This is a genomic window from Candidatus Methylomirabilota bacterium, from assembly GCA_035709005.1.
Lineage (GTDB): Bacteria > Methylomirabilota > Methylomirabilia > Rokubacteriales > CSP1-6 > 40CM-4-69-5.
On the sequence record DASTFB010000087.1, the window covers coordinates 88,913 to 111,896 of the forward strand.

At 68.0% G+C, this 22,984-nt stretch carries 23 protein-coding genes and 1 pseudogene; 5 read left to right on the forward strand and 19 right to left on the reverse strand.

Annotation, left to right across the window (positions count from 1 at the left end; genetic code table 11):
* Positions 1–22: 22 nt before the first annotated feature.
* From VFR64_15430 to VFR64_15450, 5 genes are all read right to left on the reverse strand, one after another.
* Positions 23–355, reverse strand: a complete 333-nt coding sequence (locus VFR64_15430; GenBank protein ID HET9491131.1) for an SHOCT domain-containing protein — start codon at positions 353–355, stop codon at positions 23–25.
* Positions 356–589: 234 nt separating this feature from the next.
* Positions 590–931, reverse strand: a complete 342-nt coding sequence (locus VFR64_15435) for a hypothetical protein (GenBank protein ID HET9491132.1) — start codon at positions 929–931, stop codon at positions 590–592.
* 29 nt (positions 932–960) lie between these two features.
* Positions 961–2,196: a c-type cytochrome gene (locus tag VFR64_15440; GenBank protein ID HET9491133.1), complete on the reverse strand. Its 1,236-nt coding sequence runs from the start codon at positions 2,194–2,196 to the stop codon at positions 961–963.
* A gap of 11 nt (positions 2,197–2,207) precedes the next feature.
* Positions 2,208–3,638 (reverse strand): hypothetical protein, encoded by a 1,431-nt coding sequence (locus VFR64_15445; protein HET9491134.1) that lies wholly within the window; start codon positions 3,636–3,638, stop codon positions 2,208–2,210.
* Positions 3,639–3,702: 64 nt separating this feature from the next.
* The gene (locus VFR64_15450) at positions 3,703–4,107 is read right to left on the reverse strand and encodes a hypothetical protein (protein HET9491135.1); all 405 of its coding nucleotides are present in this window, start codon (positions 4,105–4,107) and stop codon (positions 3,703–3,705) included.
* Between the two features lie 173 nt (positions 4,108–4,280).
* Here VFR64_15450 and VFR64_15455 point away from each other — a divergent pair, with 173 nt between their 5' ends.
* The 4 genes from VFR64_15455 (at position 4,281) to VFR64_15470 (ending at position 7,808) form a co-directional block, all read left to right on the forward strand.
* Positions 4,281–4,616 carry a hypothetical protein gene (locus VFR64_15455; protein ID HET9491136.1) on the forward strand — a complete coding sequence of 112 codons (336 nt, stop codon included), beginning with the start codon at positions 4,281–4,283 and terminating at the stop codon, positions 4,614–4,616.
* A 340-nt stretch (positions 4,617–4,956) separates the two neighbouring features.
* Positions 4,957–6,015, forward strand: a complete 1,059-nt coding sequence (locus tag VFR64_15460) for a hypothetical protein (protein ID HET9491137.1) — start codon at positions 4,957–4,959, stop codon at positions 6,013–6,015.
* 12 nt (positions 6,016–6,027) lie between these two features.
* A complete protein-coding gene (locus VFR64_15465) occupies positions 6,028–6,948 on the forward strand; it encodes a metal ABC transporter substrate-binding protein (protein HET9491138.1) in 921 nt (306 codons plus the stop codon).
* Entirely contained in the window at positions 6,945–7,808 is an 864-nt protein-coding gene (locus VFR64_15470; protein ID HET9491139.1) for an iron chelate uptake ABC transporter family permease subunit, read from the forward strand. The genes VFR64_15465 and VFR64_15470 overlap by 4 nt, the downstream gene beginning before the upstream one ends.
* 36 nt (positions 7,809–7,844) lie before the next feature.
* Here the strand turns inward: VFR64_15470 and VFR64_15475 are convergent, their stop codons facing one another.
* The 13 genes and pseudogenes from VFR64_15475 to tsaB form a co-directional block, all read right to left on the reverse strand.
* Positions 7,845–8,555, reverse strand: coding sequence for an ABC transporter ATP-binding protein (locus VFR64_15475; protein HET9491140.1), 711 nt, complete (start codon positions 8,553–8,555; stop codon positions 7,845–7,847).
* Positions 8,556–8,559: 4 nt separating this feature from the next.
* Positions 8,560–9,315 (reverse strand): ABC transporter ATP-binding protein, encoded by a 756-nt coding sequence (locus VFR64_15480; GenBank protein ID HET9491141.1) that lies wholly within the window; start codon positions 9,313–9,315, stop codon positions 8,560–8,562.
* A gap of 79 nt (positions 9,316–9,394) precedes the next feature.
* Positions 9,395–10,615 carry an ABC transporter substrate-binding protein gene (locus VFR64_15485; protein HET9491142.1) on the reverse strand — a complete coding sequence of 407 codons (1,221 nt, stop codon included), beginning with the start codon at positions 10,613–10,615 and terminating at the stop codon, positions 9,395–9,397.
* A 35-nt stretch (positions 10,616–10,650) separates the two neighbouring features.
* Positions 10,651–11,673 (reverse strand): branched-chain amino acid ABC transporter permease, encoded by a 1,023-nt coding sequence (locus tag VFR64_15490; GenBank protein HET9491143.1) that lies wholly within the window; start codon positions 11,671–11,673, stop codon positions 10,651–10,653.
* Positions 11,674–11,678: 5 nt separating this feature from the next.
* Positions 11,679–12,560 (reverse strand): branched-chain amino acid ABC transporter permease, encoded by an 882-nt coding sequence (locus tag VFR64_15495; GenBank protein HET9491144.1) that lies wholly within the window; start codon positions 12,558–12,560, stop codon positions 11,679–11,681.
* A 120-nt stretch (positions 12,561–12,680) separates the two neighbouring features.
* Positions 12,681–14,099: an OB-fold domain-containing protein gene (locus VFR64_15500; GenBank protein HET9491145.1), complete on the reverse strand. Its 1,419-nt coding sequence runs from the start codon at positions 14,097–14,099 to the stop codon at positions 12,681–12,683.
* A 161-nt stretch (positions 14,100–14,260) separates the two neighbouring features.
* Positions 14,261–14,383, reverse strand: a pseudogene (locus tag VFR64_15505) (YkvA family protein).
* Positions 14,384–14,456: 73 nt separating this feature from the next.
* A complete protein-coding gene (locus VFR64_15510; GenBank protein ID HET9491146.1) occupies positions 14,457–16,442 on the reverse strand; it encodes a (Fe-S)-binding protein in 1,986 nt (661 codons plus the stop codon).
* A complete protein-coding gene (gene meaB, locus VFR64_15515) occupies positions 16,442–17,437 on the reverse strand; it encodes a methylmalonyl Co-A mutase-associated GTPase MeaB (GenBank protein HET9491147.1) in 996 nt (331 codons plus the stop codon). Before meaB ends, VFR64_15510 begins: the two co-directional genes overlap by 1 nt.
* A 119-nt stretch (positions 17,438–17,556) precedes the next feature.
* A complete protein-coding gene (locus VFR64_15520; GenBank protein ID HET9491148.1) occupies positions 17,557–18,024 on the reverse strand; it encodes a cytochrome c in 468 nt (155 codons plus the stop codon).
* Positions 18,025–18,082: 58 nt separating this feature from the next.
* Complete coding sequence (locus VFR64_15525; GenBank protein ID HET9491149.1) at positions 18,083–18,955, reverse strand: cytochrome c; 873 nt, start codon at positions 18,953–18,955, stop codon at positions 18,083–18,085.
* Positions 18,956–19,023: 68 nt separating this feature from the next.
* The gene (gene rimI, locus VFR64_15530) at positions 19,024–19,518 is read right to left on the reverse strand and encodes a ribosomal protein S18-alanine N-acetyltransferase (protein HET9491150.1); all 495 of its coding nucleotides are present in this window, start codon (positions 19,516–19,518) and stop codon (positions 19,024–19,026) included.
* The gene (gene tsaB, locus VFR64_15535) at positions 19,499–20,173 is read right to left on the reverse strand and encodes a tRNA (adenosine(37)-N6)-threonylcarbamoyltransferase complex dimerization subunit type 1 TsaB (GenBank protein HET9491151.1); all 675 of its coding nucleotides are present in this window, start codon (positions 20,171–20,173) and stop codon (positions 19,499–19,501) included. The genes rimI and tsaB overlap by 20 nt, the downstream gene beginning before the upstream one ends.
* 89 nt (positions 20,174–20,262) lie before the next feature.
* Here tsaB and VFR64_15540 point away from each other — a divergent pair, with 89 nt between their 5' ends.
* The gene (locus tag VFR64_15540; GenBank protein ID HET9491152.1) at positions 20,263–20,946 is read left to right on the forward strand and encodes a phosphoribosyltransferase family protein; all 684 of its coding nucleotides are present in this window, start codon (positions 20,263–20,265) and stop codon (positions 20,944–20,946) included.
* 85 nt (positions 20,947–21,031) lie between these two features.
* Here VFR64_15540 and VFR64_15545 read toward each other — a convergent pair whose 3' ends face one another.
* Complete coding sequence (locus VFR64_15545; GenBank protein HET9491153.1) at positions 21,032–22,849, reverse strand: radical SAM protein; 1,818 nt, start codon at positions 22,847–22,849, stop codon at positions 21,032–21,034.
* Positions 22,850–22,984: the final 135 nt, after the last annotated feature.

The following is a 22,984-nucleotide window of genomic DNA, read 5'->3' on the forward strand; positions in this document are numbered from 1 at the left end:
CTTCATCGCCGTTTCCCTCTCTTCATGTGAGATCCCGCTTCCGGGCTTCGAACTCCTCCTTGCCGATCTCCCCTCTCGCATAGCGCTCGCGCAGGATCTGGAGCGCGCGGTCGGCGCGCGGCTCGCCCCGAGACTCATCGCCCTGTCGCACGAGCCACCGGATGCCGAGCACGAGGCCTGCGATCACGAGTGCCCAGAAGAAGAACATCATCACCATCATCCCCAAGCCCCAGGCACCCCATCCCCACATCATCGGATGCGCGCCCCAATCCCAGGGACGGTCCTGGGCCACCACGATCAGCCGCAAAAGTCCCAGGTCGGACAGGCCGAGCGTCGTGCCTGCTGTGGCAAGCATCAGAGTCCCTCCCCATGGTCCGGGCCACTACGCCCAGCCGCAGACCGCGGACGCACCCTGGCTTCGGACGCGCAGCGGCTGCGAGCCCTCGAACGAGCATCAAGCCTGCCATACCAGCGACCCCGGGAAAGCTTTCGAAATCGCGAACTTCCCGCCTGCGGCCACAGCCCGCCCTTGCCGGGTGGGGAGGACGTGCCTCCCCAGCGGAGCACGGTCGCCCCGTCGCACCGTGCCTCATCGCTCCAGTACGACCTTCACGAGCTCGGCCACCTCCCGGTCCCCCTCGTGCTTCGTCTCGACACTGACGATCCAGCCGGGCTTGAGCGCGGTCAGCGGAAGCAGTTGCTCCACGAAGCCGGTCTTCCCGGGGTCGGTGGCCCTGACGAACCTCACGACCCTCGCTCCCGGCTTGAGGTGCACCACCACCTGGCGGGTCTTCCCCTGGGCCGTCGCTTCCAGGGTCACCGTCCGCGCACCGGCATCCACAGCCTTCACGGAACCCGCGATCGGCGCCTCGTCGGCGACTGCCACCGTGGCGAAGAAAAGGAAACCCGCCGCTACTTGAATCGCTCTCATCGTGTATCCTCCGTGCACGCGGCTGACGGTCACCTCGCTGCCGTGGCGCGCTCACGGTCCCGAGCGAGGGACAGCACGTAATACGCGAGGTCCCAGACCTGCTCGGGCTCCAGCGCATCCGCATAGGACGGCATCGGCGTGCCGGCCAGGCCTGTCATCAGGGTGCGGTAGATGTCCTCGGGGCGGCGACCATTCTTGAAGCGCTCGGCACGGGTCAGATCCGCCGCCGCGATGGGCAGACCGCGGTTGTCCTTCAGGGTCGGGGCCGAGGGACCATCACCCCGTCCGCCCGCGCCGTGGCAGGCAAGACACTCGGCATCGGCGTAGAGCTGCTTGCCGCGAGCCACGCGCTCGGGCGTGACGGGCGGCGCGGCCGGTATCACGACCGTCCGGATCTCGTCCCGCTCCCAGAATCGTCGGTTGAGGCTCTTGACGTATTCGATCACCTCGAGCCGTTGCTCCTCGGGCATGTGACGGAAGCTAGGCATGATGCGGTGGCCACGGAGCCCGATCGTCATCGCCCCCCGAGGGCCCCGGACACCCTCGGTCACCGTCCGGAACAGATCGGCCGTGATCGGCAACTGGCCTGTAGGGGTCGAGCGGAACTTGAACTCGCCGCTGGTGAAGTCACGAGGCTGGGGCGCCCGCCGGGGCGACAGGGTCGCCCCCACCGTGCCATCGCCACGCCCCTGGTCGCCATGGCACGGCAGGCACGCCATCACGTAGATGTCGCGGCCGACGAGCACGCTCTCGGGGTGCTCCCACGGCGTATGGGGGCCGTCGTGCCCGGAAAAGGTGTGCTGGTAGGCCATGACGGCCCAGCGCTCCTCCACCGACAGCTCGCCCTTCCAGGGCGGCATGGCCGAGCCCTTACTCTTGAACGGCTCGGCTTGCCCACCCTCGGTCACGCGCCAGAACCAGTAGTTGTCGCGCATCTCGGCCACGCCGGCCTTGTCGGTGAAGTCGGAGGGCTTGAGCGGGAGGGCCAGGCCGGCCGGCCCCTTGCCGTCCCCGCCGTCGCCGTGGCAAACCGCGCACTTCGCGGTGTAGATCTGCTTGCCGCGGGCGATCATCGCCGGATCGGTCCACACGCTCGTGGGCACATGGGCGTCCGCATAGCCCAGCGGGGCCGGCACATGGGCGTGACCGCCCGCATCAGCGTGATCGTCGCCGTTGGCGCGGATCGCCGGCGGGTTCGATCCCCAGAGGCCCAGCATCGCAAGCGCGCACGCGGCCCCCAGCGTGATCCACCTCTTCCGCCTCACAGGCCCCTCCATCAGAAATCCCAGTCGATGCCGACGAACAGCTGGTTCCGCCAGCTCCGCAGCGCGTTGTGCTCGACGGTGCTCCGGAGGTTCACGCTGTCCCGGACGAAGAAGGCGATGTTCTGCCAGGGGTAGAACTTCGCCTGGACCGAAAGCACGCTGCCGTCGCGCTTGTCGTCCCGGAGACCCCCCGCCCAGAGCTGGTCGAACCGGCCGGAGAGCATCACCTTCTCGTGCACGAGGTAGTCGGCCTGGACCGTGAAGCCAGCCGCCGAGCGGTCGAACTCGCGCCGGAGCTCCCCCGGCAACCCGTAGAGCAGATCGAAGATGAGCGCCCCGTACACGTCGAGGGCCTTCCAGCGGACGTTGGCGGCCAGGCCATAGCGCAACCGGTCGAGTCGCCGGTCGCCGGGCTGCTCGTGATCGCCGGGGTCGGGGGCGCGCACGACGCCGACCCCCCCGTTGAGCAGCGCCGACACGTTGAAGGTCAGCTCCCGGCGATCGAGGAGATCGTACCGGAGCATCGCATAGGCGTTGAAGCCTTCGTTCTCCCGCAGGAACCCCGCCTGGGCCAGGACCACGTCGTTGATCATGGCGTGGAAGTCCGCCCCCGGCTCACCGGTCGTGTTGTACATGACCTGGTCGGTGACGAGCTGTGGCTCGCCGTCGTCGCGCTCCTTGAACAGCCCGAAGAACTTGGAGGCGAACGCGTACGGCACGACCGGTAATCGATGGACCTCCCCCCGGCCATCCTCTTCCTCGATCTCCGTTTCCGTCGCCTCGACGAGCTGGCGGTTCGTCGGATACGAGAAGTTGGTGTTGGGGTCGATCTTACCCGCCATCAGCATTGGCCCGTGCATGGTGAAGCCGCCGTGCCGGCCCACCATCGTCTGGCCACCCATCTGCATAGTCGGGGCGCCGAGGACGCCCAGCAGGGCGCCCATGTTCCACATGAAGAAGGCCTCCTTGCCGAGGCCGAAGACGTCCTTGCGCTCCACGAAGCCGCGGCTCGGCGAGAATCCGACGGACTTCGGCTCGTACTCGAACTCCAGGTAGACGCTGAGATCGGGCGTGAGGGAGCGCGTCACGAACAGGGCGAACTCGTGCGGCGGCTCGAACGTCGTTTCGGTCTCGTCCGGCGACTCCGAGTACTCGAACAGCCCACCGACGATTCTGAGGGCCAGGCTATCGATGGCGGTCTTGAGCGGGCCGTCCTCCTTGAGACTCCCCACCAGCCCCTCGGGCCGGGCGGCGCTGGGAATTTGAAAGCCCATCAGGTGGAACTGCTCGCCGAACCGGTTCAGGCGCGGCGGGCGAGTATGACAGACGTTACACTGCAGGTCGTACTGCCGGGCGAACGCCGGCACCGCCTCTGCCGTTTCCACAAGAACGCAGCCGACCAGCATCGCGCCAAGCGCGACGTCGAGCAGTCGCCTCGCCATAGCCTCCCCTTCGCTGGAGACACCACGATCTGCAGCTGAAACGTCGGCCGAGAGGAAGAGGAGTCTAGATCAGGAGCGAGGCGTGCAATAGAAAGAGCGGCGGCGCCGTGAACATCGGAGCGATGACGGCGGCGTCCGCAGCCCCGCGACGATCGACCGCCGCCGAGGCGAGCTCCGAGCGCAGCGCCGGCGCGACCACGGACACCTGCGACGCCCGCAAGCCACTACAGGACGCAGCATGGGCGGCCTCGTCGGTGCCGGGATGATCGTGCTGGGAGGACGCCGCCTCCGTCGGGAGATCCGCCTCGTGAACGTAGGACTGGAAGTCGGCGGCGTGAGCATGCGGCAGAACGCAGACGTGACCGGCGACGGCCATCACCGCTACCAGAAGCATCACGAGGGTCGGCCACGAGCGCCGGCTCATGGCTCCCGAGGCTACCGTCACGAGGGAGAGGATGTCAAACTTCACGACGGCCTCCGCAGGTAGACCTTGCCGATCGCTCCGCCATGCTTGCCGCCTCCCAGCTCGCTGGCGGCCACGCCGATCCGCGTAGCCCCCCCGCGTAGCAGCCGGACTGCTGAGCCATCCCCAGCGCGAGGCAGTGACGCTGACGCGCATTGCGACTTGCTCGGCGGCCGGTCTTGCGCTATTTCTTTCCCGGCATGACCCGCCTTCAATGTGCCCGCCGCCGCCGGTCGGTGGCGGGGTTCTTGCTGAGCGCCTGCGCCCTGCTGACGCTCCTCGTCAGTGGCGCGAGCACGACACACGACCACACGCACGGTGTGGGGCTCTACAACTCGGGGTGCTCGCTGCTGGCGTTGGCCGCGCTCGGGAGCAACCCGGCGCTCGATGCAGAGCGGCAGGCCCTGCCCGCAGAGCTCGTCACCTGGACCGGACCACCGCCGGCCGCAGTTGTCATCCCGGAATCGTTCCGTCAGTACCCCGCATCTCGCGCACCTCCGTCCGTCCTCGGCTAGCGCTCCCGTCCTGATCCCCTAGCGCGTCCAGGCGACGCGCGACTGGCATCAACCCCTTCGGGCACGGAGGCCCGCTATGCGCGGACGGCTTACGATCTGCTGTGCGTTCGGACTTGGGTTGGCATGCTCCAGCTCGCCAGGGCAAGCGTTCGAGCCTCTTGAACTTGGACTCCGGCCGGGCACGGCGGCTCGGTCCGCCCAGGCCGCTCCGGCGGCGCCCCCGCCATCAGCGCCAGGGGCCCCCGCGGCACCCACGCTCGAAGAGCTGGCCAGGCCCCGCGCCCCATTCACGCTGTATGAGCGGCGCGGGACCGGGCAGCTCCTCTTCGACCTGGGTGTGGTGGGCGACTTCATCGCCAATATCACTCAGGACAATATCGACAAGGCAGACGCCGGCACCTTTGCCGGCCGCGAGAACCGGTTCTTTCCGCGCGAGGTCGAGCTCTTGCTCTACGGCCAGATCGATCCCTATGCTCGCGGCGAAGTCAGACTCGAGGCGGCCGAGGAGCTCGAAGACGGGGAGCGCGACCTGCACCTGGGCCTCGCCGAGGCGAACCTCACGCTCCTCACCCTGCCCTTCGGCACCCAGCTCAAGATGGGGAAGATGCGTAATCGCTTCGGTCTCCTCAACCAGCTCCATCGCGAGGGGCTGCCTCAGCCGGACCAGCCCAGCGTGCTCACCCGGTTCCTGGGTGAGGAAGGACTCGTGGAGAGTGGGGCGGAAGTGACGTGGGTCGCGCCGCTCCCCTTGTACCTCGAGGCTCTTGTCGGGCTGTTCAACGGCGACAACGAGGACGCCTTCGGCCGGAGCAGTCTCAAGGTCCCGCTCGCGACCGGGCGACTGCGGACCTTCGTCGATCTGGAGACGCTGGGGGCGGTCCAGTTCGGGGCCTCCGTGGCCAACGGCCAGACCGAGGAGCGGCGCTCGCAGACCTTGGTCGGCTACGACGTGAAGTACAAGCTCACGCCGGAAGGCTGGCGCCATCCGCTGCTGACGCTCGCCAGCGAGGGCATCTGGTCCCGCCGGGAAGCCGCGATCGAGGAGGAGATCGACACCGACGCCGACGGTATCCCCGACACGACCGTGACGGTCGACACGAAGACTCGGCGGCGCTTCGGATGGTATGCCTACGCCGAGGTCCAACCGACGCGGCGGTGGGCCGGCGGGGTTCGGTACGACAATACCCAGCTTCTCGAAGGTCCGGGCCGCGAGTGGGCGATCGAGCCCTACGTCACGTTCTGGGCGTCGGATTTTTTACGCTTCCGGCTTGCCTACAAGAAGACCAAGCGTGACGATCGGGAGTCGTTCAATGCCAACGGCGCATCAGGGCGCAGTGCCGACGAAATCTTCTTCCAGGCCACGTTCTTCCTGGGGGCTCATCAACCCCATCCCTTCTAGGAGGAGACGCTGATGCATCGATTGTTTCGCCTGTTCATCGCCGGCCTCGTCGCGGTCGTCACCACGGTGCCGGTCCACGCCCAGCCGAAGATCCGGGTCGTCGCCTCGACGCCGGATCTCAAGTCGCTGACCGAAGCGGTTGGAGGCGACCGCGTGGACGTTGAAAGCCTTGCCCGGGGTTGGCAGAACTTCCACGATGTGGAGGTCCGGCCGAGCCTGATGGTGAAGCTCCGGCGCGCCGACCTGCTCGTCACGAACGGCCTCGACCTGGACTTCTGGGTGGACTCTCTCGTTCAGGGCGCGCACAATCCCAAGCTGCTGGTCGGCGGTCCAGGGCGGATCGATGCGTCGCGCGGCGTGCCAGTCCAGGAAATCCCCGCCGGTCGCGTCGACCGCTCGATGGGCGATGTCCACCCTCTGGGTAACCCGCACTACACCCTTGATCCAGCAACCGCGCCGATCGCGACGGCCAATATCCTGGATGGGCTCGCGCGCCTGACCCCCGAGCATCGCGAGCTCTTCGACCGCCGGCGGGACGAGTTTCTCGGGCGGCTTCGCGCCGCCCAGACGCGGTGGCGGGAGACCCTCGAGCGCTTCAAGGGCGCCAAGGTCGTCGTCTATCACAATACGTGGATCTATTTCCTCTCCCGCTTCGGCCTCACCCAGGCCGGGACGATCGAGGACCGCCCTGGGATTCCGCCCTCGCCCGCGCATCTGGCCGCCATCGTCCGCCGAATGAAAGACGAGCGTATCCGGGTCGTAGTCCTCGCCCCCTGGGGCGACCGCAGGCTCGCTGAACGAGTGGCTGCCGACGCTGGGGCCCAGGTGATCGTGCTGGCCCACACGGTCGGCGCGGTGAAAGGCACGGACTCCTATCTCGAAATGATCGGGCACAACGTGAACGCCCTGGCCCGAGCCCTGGGCGCTTCATGAGCGATCTGCTGGCACTCCTCTGGGCCCCGTTTCTGATGTGCCTGGTGCTCACGGGGATCCATGCCTACCTCGGCATCCACGTGATCGCCCGCGAGGTGGTGTTCGTGGATATCGCCCTGGCCCAGATCGCGGCCCTCGGGGCTACGGCCGCCTTCCTCGTCGGCATCCCGCTGGAGGCGTGGGGTTCGTACGCGACGGGATTGGCGGCGACGCTGCTGGGGGCCGTCATCCTCGCGCTCAGTCGCGCCCGCCAGCGTCAGGTATCCCAGGAAGCCGTCATCGGCGTGGTCTATGCTGTCTCGACGGCCGCGGCTATTCTGCTGATCGACCGCGCGCCCCATGGCAGTGAGCACCTTCGCGCGATGCTTGTCGGCAACATCTTGGCCGTGAATGGAGCCGACGTGGTGAAGGTCGCGGCCCTGTACGCGGTCGTCGGAGCCTTTCACTGGCTCTGGAGGCGACAGTTCGTGCTGATCACGCTCTCGCCCGAGGCAGCGTTTCGGGAAGGCTGGAACGTCCGTCTCTGGGACTTTATCTTCTACGCCTCATTTGGCGTGGTCGTGACAAGCTCGGTCCGGGTAGCCGGAGTCCTCCTCGTCTTTTCCTACCTCATCGTTCCCGCGCTCGCTGGCACGGTTCTGGGCGGCCGTCTATCGACCCGCCTGGCGATCGGGTGGGCCTTCGGAACCGCGGTGAGCATCCTCGGCGTGGCCGGCTCGGCGATCCTGGACACCCCGACCGGCGCCACGGTGGTCTGCGCCTTCGGGCTCTCGCTGTTGATTCTCACCGGCTTCACACGGGTGCTGGGATTGCCGGTGCTGCGTAAGGAGGCTGATGGTGCTCGCCTGCGGTCCACCTGAGACCGACGGATCAGGATGCAGGGGCCCGGGATCAGGTCAGCCGATCCCCAGGTGGGTGTGCTTGATCTCCTCGTTCGCCGACAGCTCCTGGGGCGAGAGGTCGAAGACCACTCTGCCCTTCGTGATGATGTTCACCCGGTCCACGACCTTGATGGCGAAGGGCGTGTTCTGCTCGACGAGGAGGATGGAGAGGCCCTCCTCCTTGAGCTTGCGGATGGCCTCGCCCAGGTGCTGGATGATGAGGGGAGCGAGCCCCTCGGAGGGCTCGTCCAGGATGAGGCAGGTGGGGTTGGTCATGAGCGCCCGGGCGATGGCCAGCATCTGCTGCTCGCCACCCGAGAGCGAGCCCGCGCGCTGCTCGGCGCGCTCGCCCAGGCGGGGGAAGAGCTCGTAGACGGAGTCGAAGTTCCAGCGGCTCTGGCCGTCCCGCGCCTGATGGGCCACCAGCAGGTTCTCCCGGACGGAGAGAGTGGGAAACACCCGCCGGCCCTGCGGACACAGGCCGATGCCCATGTTGCAGGTGTCGAAGCTGGGAACCTGGGTGATGTCCATGCCCTGGAAGGTGATCTTGCCCCGCCGGGGGGGCACGAAGCCCATGATGGAGTTGATGAGGGTGGTCTTGCCCATCCCGTTGCGGCCGAGGACGCCCAGCGCCTCGCGCTCGCGCACCTCCAGGGTCAGGCCCTGGAGGATGTAGGAGTCTCCGTAGTAGGTGTGGACGTCTTCGACGGACAGCAGGGCAGCCATGGCCTCAGCTCTTCCCCAGGTAGATCTCTTTGACCTGATGGTCGTTCCGCACCTCATCGCTCGGCCCCCCGAGGAGCACCTTGCCGTAGTGGAGGACGGTGATGTCGGAAACGACGCCGAAGAGGACGTCCAGGTCGTGTTCGATGATGAGGATGGAGAGGTCCGGGTCCAGCGAGCTGAGGAACCGGGCCATCTCGCGCGACTCGCCCGTGGCGAGCCCGGCCGAAGGCTCGTCCAGCAGGAGCACCTTGGGATCGCTGGCCAGGCCGAGCACGACTTCGAGCTGGCGCTGCTCGCCGTGGGAGAGGTTGCGCACCTGCTGGTCCCGCAGGTGCCAGAAGCTCGCTTCGGTCAGGAGCTTCTCGGCCTTCTCGTACACGTTCTTGTAGCGGGCGAGAGGGCGCCACATGACGAGCTTCATGGGACGCACTCCCTGGACCGCGAGCAGCACGTTGTCGAGCACGGTCAGCTTCGGGAAGAGGCTGGTGATCTGGAAGGTCCGCGCCATCCCCAGGGCCGTCCGCTTGTGGGTGGGCCAGTGGGTGACGTCCTGGCCGAACAGGGAGATCCGGCCCGAGGTCACCGGCAGCACTCCGGTGATGAGGTGGAACAGGGTCGTCTTGCCCGCCCCGTTCGGCCCCAGGATGCCGTGCCGGTCGCCCGCGTGCAGGCGCAGGTTCACGTCGTCGACGGCGTGGAGGCCGCCGAAGTGCTTTGAAATGCCCTTCAGCTCCAAGCGAGGCTGCCTCTCGCCGGTCACGAATTCCTCTCCGTCCGCTCCTGGAGGGCCGGGCGTCGCCGCCCGGAGGGTACGCCTCCGGGCGGCCTGCCTCATCCCCTCATTTCCCGCAGAACTTGCACGGCGGGTAGTCCTTGTCGTACACGGGGTTCTTCAGGAACTCCTCGGGCGTCCACTTCCAGAACTGGCTCACCGCCGGGTAGGTCTTGATGACGACGTTCCACAGCGAGTTGGGCTTGACGCCCAGGTTGTTGCGGTCGCCGGGGACACGCTCCACCTTGCGGATGTAGCAGTTCTGCACGGGGTTGGCGTACTTGTCGAGGACGATCGGGCCGCGGACCGCGTCCACCTTGAGGGACCTCAATTGATCGAGCCAGGTCAGGGTCTTGTCAGGGTCATAGCCGGTCTTCTTGAGCGCCTCGTGGATGTAGTAGGCGCTCGTGTACGCCGCCTCGGAATAGTAGGAGGCCATCTTCCCGTAGCGCTGCTGGAACTCCTTGACGAAGGCGTGGTTCTTCGGGGTGTCCAGCGCTGCGCTGTAGTGCGACGTCGTGATGTAGCCGATCGCTTCGTCGCCCATGTTGGGAAGGATGAACTCGTCCGCGCTCGTCGTCCCTCCGAGGAGAGGCATCTTGAAGCCGGACGCCTTGAACTGCTTGGGGAAGGCCAGCGACATGGGGCCGACCATTAGGGCGTACACCGCGTCCACGTCCCGGGGGATGAGGGGCAAATAGGGCCCGAAGTCCACGGCGTTCAGCTTGGGCCAGACCTTGGCGACGATCTTGCCGCCCCGCGCCTCGAACCCCGCCTGGAAGCCGCCCACCGACTCGTAGCCGAAGGCATAGTCGGCCCCCACGGTCGCGATCCGGCGGAAGCCCTGCTCATATGCCCAGTCGCCGAGGGCGTGCTGGCACTGAGCGCTCGTGAAGCTGAGCCGGGCATAATACTTGGTCCTCTTGCGCTGGGTCTGGTCCTCGCCCGCGGGCGCCGGCGAGATGTAGGGGACCTTGAACTGATCCGCCACGGGCGCCAGGGCGTAGCCGGTGGGCGCCAGGAGGCCGCCCAGGAACATGTGCACCTTGTCGCGCTGGATGAGCTTCTGCGCCTTCGCCACGGCCAGGGCGGGCTTGCCTTCGTTGTCCTCGGTGATGAACTTCACGCTCAACGGGCCCATCTTGTGCTTGACCTGCTCCAGGTACATCGTGAAGCCGTTGATCTGGTCCTTGGCGATCTGGGCGAAGGGCCCCGTGACAGGCGCGATGAAGCCGATTCGGACCTCCTCCGCTGCCGGGGCCGGGCCCGCGCCGACCGCCAGCGCCAAGCCGACTCCTGCGACTGCCGCGAGCCATCTGTGTCTCATGATTGCTTCCTCCCTTCCAGGGTGGTGAGACTCGTCGCGACGCGCCGATCTTCTGCCGAGCTTCCAGCTTCCTCCTTCCGGGACCAGAGCCCCTGGACCAGGCCCAGGATCCCCTGGCGTGCGTAGAGGATGGTGATGATGTAGGTGATGCCCAGGAACATGTACCAGCGCTCAATGTAGGTGCTCACCCAGTACCGCAGGAACATGATGACCCCGGCCCCGATGACGGGCCCCACCAGGGTCGCGGGCCCTCCCAGCGCCACCATCAGGAGCGCCTCCACCGAGGTCACCAGCTCCACGTCGGTCGGGGCGATGAACCGGTTCAGCAACGCCCAGAGGGTGCCCGAGATCCCGGCCAGGGTGCCCGAGATCACGAAGGCCAGGTACTTGTGTAGCCACGTGTTGTACCCGAGCATCTTCATCCGGGCCTCGGACTCGCGGATGCCCACGAGGGTCTTCCCGAAGGGGCTCTTGACGAGGAGGTAGAGCAGACCCAAGCACATCATGAAGATGGCGAAGGTGAAATAGAAGAACAACACGGGATCCTGCAGGGAGAACCCGAAGAAGTCGGGGGGCACGATGCCCGCGATACCGTTGTCCCCGCCCGTCATGGTGTGCCAGCGGTACACGAGGCCCCACATCACCATCGAGAAGGACAGCGTGATCATGAGGAAGTACACGCCGACCGCCCGGATGGCCAGCAAGCCCAGGAACAGCGCGGCCAGGCAGGAGAGACCCAGGCCCACGCCGAAGATGGCGAAGAGGTTCGACACGTTCATGTTGGCGATCATGATGGCGGCGGAGTAGGCGCCGAGGGCGAAGTAGACGCCGTGCCCCATGGAGCGAAGACCCGTGTAGCCCACCAGGATGTCCAGGCTCATGGCCATGATCGCGAACACGAGCGTACGGGTGATGATCGTCTGGAGATAGTCGTTGAGGTTGGGGGTGACGGCGCCCAGGGCGGCGAAGCAGGCCAGCGTCAGCACGACCCGACTGTGTCTGGCCAGGCGCCTGAGCATGCCCCCTAGCCTCTTCCGAAGAGGCCGGTGGGCTTGAGGGCGAGGATCAGGGCCATGGGAGCGAACAGGGCGAAGTAGGAGAGCTCGGGGAAGAGCGCGGTGCCGAAGTTCTCCATGAAGCCGACCACGATGCTCCCGACCACCGCGCCGGTCAGGCTTCCCAGGCCCCCGATGATGACCACGGCGAAGGCGTAGGGAAGGATCAGGAAATCGATGCCCGGGGAGACCCCGAGGAAGGCGCCTCCCACCACCCCACCCATCGCCGAGAGGAACACGCCCAGGCCGTAGATGCTCATCTGAACGCGGTTGGTGTTGATGCCGACGCCGCGGGCCATCTGGGGATCGTCCACCGTCGCCCGCACGATGGCCCCCGCGCGCGTGCGCTCGATGACGAAGTAGAGGATCGCCCACACGAGCACCGCGGCGAAGATCATGAAGGCCCGGTAGCGGGGGAAGGAGATGCCGCCGATGACCGTGCTCTCGTCCAGGGGCCAGGGACGGTGGAGCATGTAGTTGTCCCCCGTCCAGATGAGGATGTTGGTGTCGAACAGGATGAAGGCGAAGCCGATCGTGACGAGCACCTGGGCCAGGGTGTCCTGCCCCAGGCGGCGCAGGAAGAAGCGCTCGATGAACACGGCGACCCCCGCCACGACGCCTCCCCCGACCACCATCGCCACCGGCAGCGTCCAGAGGGCGGTCCCCAGCACGCGGTAGACCGAAAGGGCAATGTAGCCCCCGAGCAGGAAGAAGGCCGCGTGGGCGAGGTTCACGATGCGCATGACACCGAAGATGATCGAGAGCCCGCTCGCCAGCAGGAAGAGCAGGGCCGCGTAGGAGAGGCTGTTGTAGGAGAGCTCGATGACGTTTCTGAGCGTGAAAACGGCCATTCCGCCTCTGCCTCGTTTTCGGGGGGTCGCCCGATTTCCCCTGAATTGCCCATCATGGTGATCGATTTCCACGCCTGCTGCAAGACAGGAACAGTCGCGCGCGGCCTGGTCGCGGGCGAGCTACGGGGCCAGGGCCGGCCGCAGCTTCCAGAAGTAGTTCACGTACTCCTCCCCTTCGTGCAGGCGGCGGAACGTGAGCTCGACCGGCATGTCGACCTCCACGGTCGCGGGGTCGACGTCGGTGACCTGAGCGTAGAAGCGGCCTCCGCCCTCCAGGTCGGCTGCCGCCATGATCGTGGGCGGATCGGGGCTGGGCACCAGGTGATCCCTCGTGAACGTGAAGATCTTGCCCCGCCGGGCCAGGCGATAGTCCACCAACCGGTCCGACGAGCACTTCCAGCACAGGTGACGGCGCGGGTAGCTGACGGCGCCGCAGTCCTCGCAGCGCTGCCCGTAGAGGCGGAGGTTCTGGCGCTCCTCGCGGACCAGGGTGGGCACGCTGGAGAACGACTTGACGACCTCCGTCGCCACGTGGCGCCGGAACTTCAAAAACTTGCCGTAGTGCACGAGCGGCCGGCCGGCGCCCAGCTGGCGGGCGATCGGCCGAGCGGGACGGAAGTCGCGCACGGCCTCCGTCGCCTCGAACAGCAGGGCCTCGGCGCCGTTGCCGTACGAGACCACGAGCATCTGCTGGCGGGGCTGGAGCTCCTCCAGGGCGGCGGCCAGGCCGAGCAGACAGGCCGCGGTCCCGGTACTGCCCACGCGTGGGATGACGGGCTCCGCCGGCATGGCCGACTCCAGGCGCAGCATCCTGACCAGGGCCGCGTGGGTCCGGGCGTCAGGACCGTAAAGCACCAGCTTGCCGATGTCCTGTCGCTTGCGGCCCGTGCGCTGAAGGAGCCCCTCGACGGCCTCGGCGATGTGCCTGTCCAGCCCGTGAGCCCGCACGAACGTCGGGTCGGACAGCCATTGCACGTAGCGATCGCCGTCGTTGCGCCAGAAGTCGGTGAACTCGTGGCTCACGGCGAAGGCGTCCACGAACGCGGCGAGCACGCCCTCCCCGCCGACGAGCGCGGCCCCGGCCCCGTCGCCGACCAGGAGCTCCAGCTCGCCCCCCGGCTCCACCGGGCGCAGGTCGGCCGCCGCCACCAGCGCCTCGGCCACCGAACCCGCCCGCACGCTGTCCAGGGCCAGCCGCAACGCGGTGGTGCCGGCCCGCAGCGAGCCGAAGAGGTCGGCCGTCAAGATGGGGGCCGGGAGGTCGGCCACGGCGGCGAGCACGGTGGCGTTGGATTTCTCGATGTAGGGCGCCGACGTCGAGGCGAAGAAGCAGGCGCCGACTCGCGAGGTGTCGCGCCCGCTCAGGGCGCCCAGCGCGGCCTCGCAGGCCATGGTCAGGGCGTCCTCGTCATAGTTGGCGACCGCCCGCTCGGCTCCCGACGCGCCACCCCACACCTGGGCCACGGTCTTGCCGGACAGACGGTAGCGGGGCACGTACCCGGCGACCCCGGTCACCCCGACGCTCCGCTCGGCGCTCATCGACCGGCGAAGATCCGGGCCTTGACGCGACCGGGCACCCAGCGGGCCACCAGGTGGGCGATCCGGGCCACCTGATCCAGCGACGTCGGCGTCCCCGGCCAGTAGCGGAGCACCAGCGCGCGGTCCACGTAATTCAGGATGCCGTCGAGCACGATCGCGGCCAGCACCAGGTCGTCGAGGTAGCCGAGCAGCGGAATGAAGTCGGGCAGCACGTCCAACGGGCTCAGCAGATATGCGGCGGCCGCCGCCAGCGCGAGCTTCGCGGTTCGGGGCAACCGCGGGTCGGCGACCAGTCGCGCCACCAGCCGGGCGATGTCGGGCAATGCCCGCAAGAGCGTCGTCACCCGCGCCACGGGATCATTCCAGGCTCTCGGCCACCAGCTCGCTGATGTCCTTCACGCCCAGCCGCTCCTCGGCCCCGGCCACTTTGCGGCCGAGATCGATCATGGCCAGACAGAACGGGCAGGCGGTACCCACCGTGGTCGCGTCCGTGCTCAGCGCCTCCTCGACCCGGATCACGTTCACGCGCTTGCGCGCCGGCACCTCCATCCACATGTGCCCGCCTCCGCCGCCGCAACAGAGCCCGCGCTCGCGGTTGCGGGGCATCTCGATCACGCGCAGCCCGGGCACCGCCCGGGCCACGGCGCGCGGCGCCTCCATGATGCCGTTGTAGCGCCCGAGGTAACACGAGTCGTGGAAGGCGATCACCTCGTCCAGCGGCTTGCGCGGGACGATCCGTCCGCTCTCGATGAGCTCGCGGATGAGCACGGAGTGATGGACCACCGGCCACGTCCCGCCGAACCGGGGGAACTCGTTGCGGATGGTGTTGAAGCAATGCGGACAGTGCGCGAGGACTTTCTGGAAGCGGTACTGCGTCATGGCCGGGACGGTCTCCTGCTGCAGCGTCTGGTAGAGGTACTCCTCGCCCAGGCGTCGGGCCACTTCGCCGTGGCAGCGCTCTTCGGCGAGGACGCCGAACGAGACTCCGGCCGCCTTGAGGATCTTCACCACCGCGCGGGCGATGGCCTGGTTGCGCTTGTCGTAGGAGGCGGAGCAGCCGACCCAGTAGAGGTACTCCACCTCCATCCCTTCGCGCAGGACCGGGACGTCGAGCCCCTCGGCCCAGGCCAGCCGGTCGCCCGCCGGCAGCCCCCAGGGGTTGCCGGCGCGCTGGATGTTCTGCAGCGACTGCGGGGCCGTGGAGGGCAAGGCGCCCTCCGACAGCGCGAGATACCGGCGCAGGTCGATGATCGTGTCCACGATGTCGATGAAGGCCGGGCATTCCTGCACGCACGCCATGCACGTCGTGCAGGCCCACAGCTCCTCCGGCTTGATGAGCTGGCCGTGGATGGGGCCCGGGAGCTCTCCGTGCAGGTGGCGCTTGAGCTTCACGATGATCTGCTTGGGGCTCAGCGCGGTGCCGGCCATCCAGGCCGGGCAAGCGTCCTGACACCGCCCGCACTCCACGCACGCGTCGAAGTCGAGCCGCCGCTTCCACGAGAACTCCTCCAGCGAGGAGACGCCCAGGGATTCGGCGGCCTCGATGTTCTCGATCGTGGCGATCTCCCCCCGGGGCGTGAGCTTGGCGAAGAAGATGTTGAGGGGCGTCAGGATGAGGTGGATGAAATACGAGTGCGGGATGATCGCGATGAAGCCCAGCGACACCACCGCGTGGAAGAGCCAGGTGCCCAGGTGGAGCCCGCGCAGCGCGGCCTCCGACATCCCCGCCGCCCGCAGGGCCTCGCCCAGCGCGAAGCCCACCGGCGACCATGGCGCCCATGCCGGGTTCACGACGGCCAGCCGCGCCGCCTCCATGATGAATCCGGTGACGTTGATGACGAAGAGCAGCGCCAGCACCCCGGCGAAGCGCGCCGTGGGATCGACGCGCGGCGGCCGGCGCACGAAGCGCCGCCACACCGCCATGCCGAGCCCGATCACGAAGAACAGCCCGAAGAGGTCCAGCGTGATTTCGTAGAAGAGGTAGAACGGCCCCTTGAGCAGCTTGTAATCGAAGAAGGGCAGCGTGATGTCGTAATCGATGGTGGCCAGCACCGTGCCCATGAACAGGGCCAGGAAGCCCCAGAACATGGTGGCGTGCATGACGCCGGGATAGGCCTGGGACAGGGTGCGGGCCTGACCGAGCACGTGCAGCGCCACCAGCTTGACGCGCTGGGGAAGACGATCGAACCGGTGCTCGGGTTTCCCCGCCCGCCAGAGCCGCACCCGTTGCCACACGCCGACCGCGCAGATCGCCACCGCGATCACGCCGCCGATGTAGAGCGCCAGCTGGGCCCAGAAGGGGACGTTCCAGAACGTGTCGCGGAACGGAACGTCGGGAGCCATCAGCGTTTCCACGATAGCACGGCCAGCACCTGCTCGGCCGCCGAGTAGGGGTCGACCGCGCCGTCCACCACCTGCTGGAACGTGGACGCCAGGTCACCGGCGGCCAGGCGCTGCTCGAGGCTGGCCGTCAGGGTCTCCGTGAGGAGGCCGCGGAACTCCTGATGTCGTCGGGCGCGTCGCCTGACCTCCAGCGCGCCCGCCGCCTCCAGGGTCGTCCGGTGGCGCCCGATCGCCTCCAGCAATTCGGCCACGCCCCGGTCGTTGTGCGCCTCGGTGGCCAGGATGGGAATCTCCCAGTCGATGTCCCGGGGACCGGTCGCGCTCGTGTACTGCAGGTGCGCGGCGAAGCGCAGCTCGGCCATGAGCGCGTCGGCGCCGGCCCGGTCGGCCTTGTTCACCACGAACACGTCGGCCGCCTCGAGGAGCCCGGCCTTCATCGTCTGGATGGCGTCGCCCGACTCCGGCACGAGCACGACGACGGTGGTATCGGCCAGTTTCATGATGTCGAGCTCCGTCTGGCCGACCCCCACGGTCTCCACGAAGATCCACTGCAGCCCGAAGGCGGCCAGCAGCTTGAGCACGTCGCCGGTGGCCCGGGCCAGCCCCCCGAAGGCCCCGCGCGTGGCCATGCTGCGGATGAACACGCCCGTGTCCAGCGCGTGGGCTTGCATACGGATGCGATCGCCCAGGACGGCCCCGCCGGTAAACGGGCTGGAGGGATCCACGGCGATCACGCCCACCGTCTCGTCCCGCGCGCGCACCAGCGCGGTGAGCCGGTCGACGATCGTCGACTTGCCGGCGCCGGGCGGCCCCGTCACGCCGACGACGTAGACGCCCGGACCGCGCCTGTGGACGGCGCGCATGATCGCCGGCACCGCCTCGGAGCGATTCTCGACCAGGGTGATGAGGCGGGCCAGAGCGAGCCGGTCGCCGGCCAGCATCCGCTCGACGAGCGTCGCGGGATCGTTGCGGGGAGGAGCGCCGGCGCCGGCCATCGGAGAGCGGCCGGATTCTAACACGGGGAGGGCGGCCGGCCCGCCCTCCCCGGTCGGTGCTCAGTGAAGCATCGGCAACGCGGTGCCGGCCGTCACCGGCATCCTGACAGAGCGATCCGCTACTTCTTGATCTCCGGGCCGCGGAACGCCGTGTGGCAGGCGCCGCACGTCGTCTTGCTGAGGTCGGCGACCGCCGCGCTCGTCGCCTGGGCCGTCCCCGTCCTGGCGATGGCGGCCGTCTGGGTCGCCTTCTCTCCCAGTCGCTTCGCGTTTCCTTCGAACTCCGACCACCTCTGCCAGATCTCCGGCTTGGCTCGAGATCTGGAGGGATCCAGCGAGCCCTGCGGGAACAGCGCCGGGATCTGACTGGACGTCTTGGCGAGCTTGTCCAGCTCGGGGGTGATCGCCTGGTGCTGTCCGGCCTTGAGCTTGCTCTGGATTGCCCTCATGGCCGCGCTCTGCTCCTTCATGAGGGCCTGGCGCTCGGCGATAGGATCGCCCATGCCCATCATCGACTTGGCCTTGGCGCAACCGAACAGGACCACCGCACCAACAATGATGACGCCTGCCTGCAGTGCCAACCTCATCGTCTGACCTCCTGTCGAGGGCGATGGCCGCTGGCCGGCGCCCGTGAGGGTGGTGACGCTACGGCTTCGTGATCTTGTTGTTCACCGGGGGAATCGACTTGAGATATCCGGCGATGGCCAGACGGTCGTCCCGGGTCAGGTCTTTGTAGCCCGCCCGCGTGCCCTGGATCACCTCGGCCATCAGGCCACCGGCGACGTCGCCGTCGGGCTTGTTGCCGGTCCCCAGATACTCGGCGATCTCCTCCTCGGACCAGGTCAGCCCCGTGCTCTTGTCCGGTGTTATGTTCGGGACCTCCGAGTCCTCGGGGCCCTTCGGGTTGCCGGCCAGGAAGCGCGAATTGTCGGTCGCCATGGTGACCGTCCGGGGCGTGTGACACTCGCCACAGTGACTCACCGCCCGCACCAGGTACTCGCCCCGCGCGATTCCCGACGTGGGAGCGGACGGCGGGGGCGTCTCGCGCGGCGCGAACGCGGCCAGCCAGGCGGGCAGGAAGACGCTCTCGAAGAACGGCACGGTGATCTTCTTGGGTTGGTTCTCCCGCTTCACCGCGGGGACCGTGCGCAGGAACGCGACCAGCGCCTGGAGGTCGGCCTCAGCCATGCCGTTGAAGACCGGGTACGGGTGCACGGGGATCAAGCGCTCTCCGTTGGGCCTCCGGCCCAGCCGGATCGCCGCGATGATCTGCTCGTCGGTCCAGCCGCCGATGCCCGTCTCGCGGTCCGGCGTGATGTTTGTCGAGTACACGGTGCCGAACGCCCCATCGTAGCGTCGTCCCCCCGTGTTGACGGCCTGTTCGGGAACGGTGTGACAGCCGCATCCGCCCGCGGCGCCGAAGATGTACCGGCCGCGCAGAACAGGGTCCCCGGCCGGGGCCTGGGCCCCCGCGTGCCGGGGGGACACCAGCACGGCCGCGGCGAGCGTGAGCCCCACCCCGGTCGCCAGCAGCCTCCACCCGCCCCGCGGGGCGGAGCCCAACCTGAACTGACAGGATGAACGCGTCAACTGGCGCGCGGGTTCCCGCCCGCAGCGCGGCCGGGCTCCTCCCCGGCGAGGGCGACTTCCATCACCAGGGCGTCCTCTCCGGTGTCGTAGTAGTACCCGCGCCGGCGGCCGACGACCCGAAATCCGAAGGCCTCGTAGAGGGCGCGGGCCTCGCTGTTGCTCGGCCGGACCTCCAGCACGACCGCCCGCGTGGCCCGCCGCCGGGCCTCCTCGAGGATCGAGCCCAGAAGGCTCCGCCCGATACCCCGCCGGCGCTCGTCGGGATGCACGGCGATGTTGGTGATGTGCATCTCGTCGGCGACCTCCCAGACGCAGATGTAGCCGACGATACGCTCGGCCTCGCGCGTGACGTAGCAGCGGGCGACGCGGTTCTGCTCGATCTCGTAGAGGAACGCTCCCCGCGACCAGGGCATGGTGAAGGAGGCGCGCTCGATGGCCAGCACCTCGTCCAGGTCGGCCGGCCGCATCCGTTCAGTGAACAGCGTCGCCACGATGTTTGAGCTCCGCCTCCGACGGGCGCAGGTAGATGGGCGTCAGGGCCGCGGCGGCCACGCTCTCCCCCGCCTCGAGCCGGGCCAGGCCCAGCACCCCGACCGCCCCGGGGGAAGGCACGCGCCGGTGGGGCGGTGCCAGGATCGCGTGCGCCGCGGGGACGAGGCGGGCGCCGTCACCGAGCAGGATCACCGGCTCGCTCAGCCGAGCGGCCAACGCCTCCGGCGGCAGCGCCGCGTAGTCCCATTCCCGCCGCACCGCCTCACCCTCCCAACGATACAGACTGCAGTAGACCTCGCCTTTGCGGGCGTCGAGCACAGGGCAGACCGGCAGTGACGCGAAGGGCAACGCCGCCGCCATCGCATCCAGCGTCGGAACCGCGGCCACCGGCACGCCGAGCGCCAGGGCCAGTCCCTTGACGGCGCTGAGCCCGATGCGCAAGCCCGTGAACGAGCCGGGCCCCACGGCGACGGCGAGTCCTTGCAGATCGCTCGGGCCCCAGCCGGCGTCGGCCAGGAGGCGATCGATCGCGGGCAGCAGCCGCTCCGAGTGCGTGGCGCTCACGTCCAAAAGGTACTCCCCGCGCAGCCGGTCGTCCTCCAGGATCGCCACGCCTCCGGCGAGGGTCGACGTCTCCACGGCCAGCAGGCGCACGCGGGAAGTCTAGCACGCGCCGCCCGGCGTCGAGGGCGCGGGCGCAGATCGGAAGTGCGTGCGATAATACGCGCAAGGAGGCCTGTTCGATGCCGGTGGCGCCCCGCAAAGATCCTTCTGCCGTCGAGGCGGAGGTCCGCGAAAAGATCCATCTCGAGATCCTGAAACGGACGGGCGCCTACCACGCCAACGATCACGTCCTGCTTCCCTCGGGCCAGCACACCAGCGAATACATCGAGAAGACCCTGGTGACGACGGAGCCCTCCTTCACCGAGGGCCTGGGGGCGGTCATCGCCAAGCACTTCGCCCAGTGGCCGGTGGACGTCGTCCTCTCCACCGGCCCGGGGGCGCTCATCCTCTCTCACTGCGTGGCCCGCGCCCACCCGTCCCGCCCCATCGTCCTCTACGGGACCAAGGGCATGGCCGCCGGCAAGCGGCGGGTCTCACTGCCCGTCGAGTTCCAGCGTCTGCTCCGGGAGGGGACGCGTGTCCTGCTGATCGAAGACCTGGTGTCGACGGGCACGACGCTCAAGCTGCTCATCGACCTGGTGGAACAGCTCGGCGCCGAGATCGTGGGGATCGGCTGCCTGTGGCGGCGCACCTCCGTCAACATGGACGGCAAGCCGGTGTTCAGCCTGGTCAGCCGGGATTTTCCGACCTACGCGGCCGGGACGTGTCCGCTATGCAAGAAGGGCGTGCCTCTCAACGAGGAGTTCGTGCGCCGGCGCCATCACCGGCGGCCCTCCACCGTGAAGGAAGTTCGCGAGCCCTAGGTAGCGCCGCTCGAGCGGCGGCTTTGCCGCCGCACCCTTTCCTGGGGGGAGGCTCGGAGGGGGCCGCCGAGGCCCCCTCCGATGATTAAGCGCCCTCCCACAGCCCTTCGGCGACGCCAGCGTCCCGATAGGCCGTGCGGATCTGGTCCAGATTGCGGGTAAAGAGCAGGCCGATCTTGGCGAACGGCTCGAAGACCGGGCCCTGCCCCTCGATGAGCGGGAAACTCACCTTCGGGAGCTTGTCCCACTGTGCGTGCACCGCGGTGCTCACCGCGGTGAGCCGGCTGTAGAATTCCTCGCGCTCCCGCGCCGCCCGCTTCACGAGGGGCGTGATCACGCAGTCGATCGTCTGGCGCGCCCGGGCCGCGCCCTCCAGCGCTACCTCGGCGAGGGGAACGACCGTCACCCCCAGCTCGCTCAGGAAGCGCTGCAGCAGCCGGCCCAGCGAGTCCTGCAGCAGGACCTCGGGCAGCCCCACCGTCTTCATGTCGCGGTGGCCGAGCTGCCGAGCGTCGGCGTACAGCTGGTCGCGCAGCCATTCGACGTGGGCCCGGTTCTCCTCGTCCTTCCACCACTGCCGGATCATCTTCTTGCCCCAGTAGCGGATGGTCGTGTAGTAGATGTCCCGCTTCAGGATCTTCTGGGCGATGCCGCGCCAGGAATAGAACTTGGCCATCGCGTTGATGGCCGCCATCTGCAGCTCGTAGGGCGACATGCGGCGAGGCTGGTGCACCGTGTGGTGGCCGTCGTAGAGCGACCAGTTGTCGTTGATCACGTACTTTTCGCCGTTGGCGTACAGCGATTCCCAGTCGGGCGAGCCCGGAATGGGCGTGAGGATCATGAACTGCACGGAGTCGATGTCGTGCTTGAGCGCGAACTCCGCCGTGGCATCGATGGTCTCCAGGTCGTCCTCGTCCGAGCCGACCACGAACATGCCGTGGATCCGGATCTTGTGGGCGTGGAACCGCTCGATGGAGCGCTCGATCTTGGCCAGGTCCTGCTTCTTCTGGAAGAGCTTCAACGTCCGGGGGTTGATCGACTCGAAGCCGACGTAGACATTGAAACAGTTGGAGTCGCGCATGAGCTGCAAAAGCTCGGGGTCGTCCACCGTCTCCGTCCGCACCTGGGCGCCCCACTCCGGGGTGAGCCCGCGGTCGATCATCCCCCGCAGCAGCTCCTTCACCCGTTTCTTGTTCGCGGTGAAGATGTCGTCGGCGAAGAAGGCGTACATGGCGTCCTTGTGCACAGCCAGCTCCTCGAGCACGCGGCCGATCGAATGTGTCCGGAAGGCGTGGCCGTACATGCCCGGCACCGAGCAGAAGGTGCACGAGAAGGGACACCCTCGGGAGGTGGCGATGGAGATGACCCCACCGGCCTTCCAGCCCCTGATCAAGTGGTAGTCGGGAATGGGGTTGACGTCGAGGTTGGGGATCTTGGGCCGCTCGGGATTGTGCACGGCCCGGCCGTCGACCAGGTACGAGAGGTTCTGGATCTTCTCGAAGCCGCCGCCGCGCTCGATGGCCTCGACCAGTTCCTGAAACGCGAACTCGCCCTCGCCCCGGATGACGAAATCGGCGTGCCGGAGTCCTTCCTCGGCCAGGAAGCTCGTGTGCGTCCCCCCCATGACGACGAGCCCGCCGGCCTCGCGGACCTTGTCGGCCAGCCGGTAGGACTGGGGCGCCGTGGACGTGATGGCCGAGATTCCCACCAGGTCGGCCGACAGCACGTCGTTCATGTCGATCGGATGGATGTCCTCGATGTAGGTTCGCGTGTCGTAGCCCCGGGCTCGCATGATGGTGGCCAGGAGGACGGAGCCCAGCCGGGGAATGCACACGCGGCTGTAGATGTGCAGGTGGGTGCTCTTGGGCTCGACGAACACCAGTTTCTTGAGCGCACGCTTCATGGGCGAGGTCTCCTCAGGTGCTGAGGCCAGATGTTCCGATGGGTTGGGCACACGCTAACACCCGGCTCTTGCCATTGTCAAACGACTGACCAGTGGCTACCCATCCCCACCCATAGGGGTTGCCGTCGGGACCCG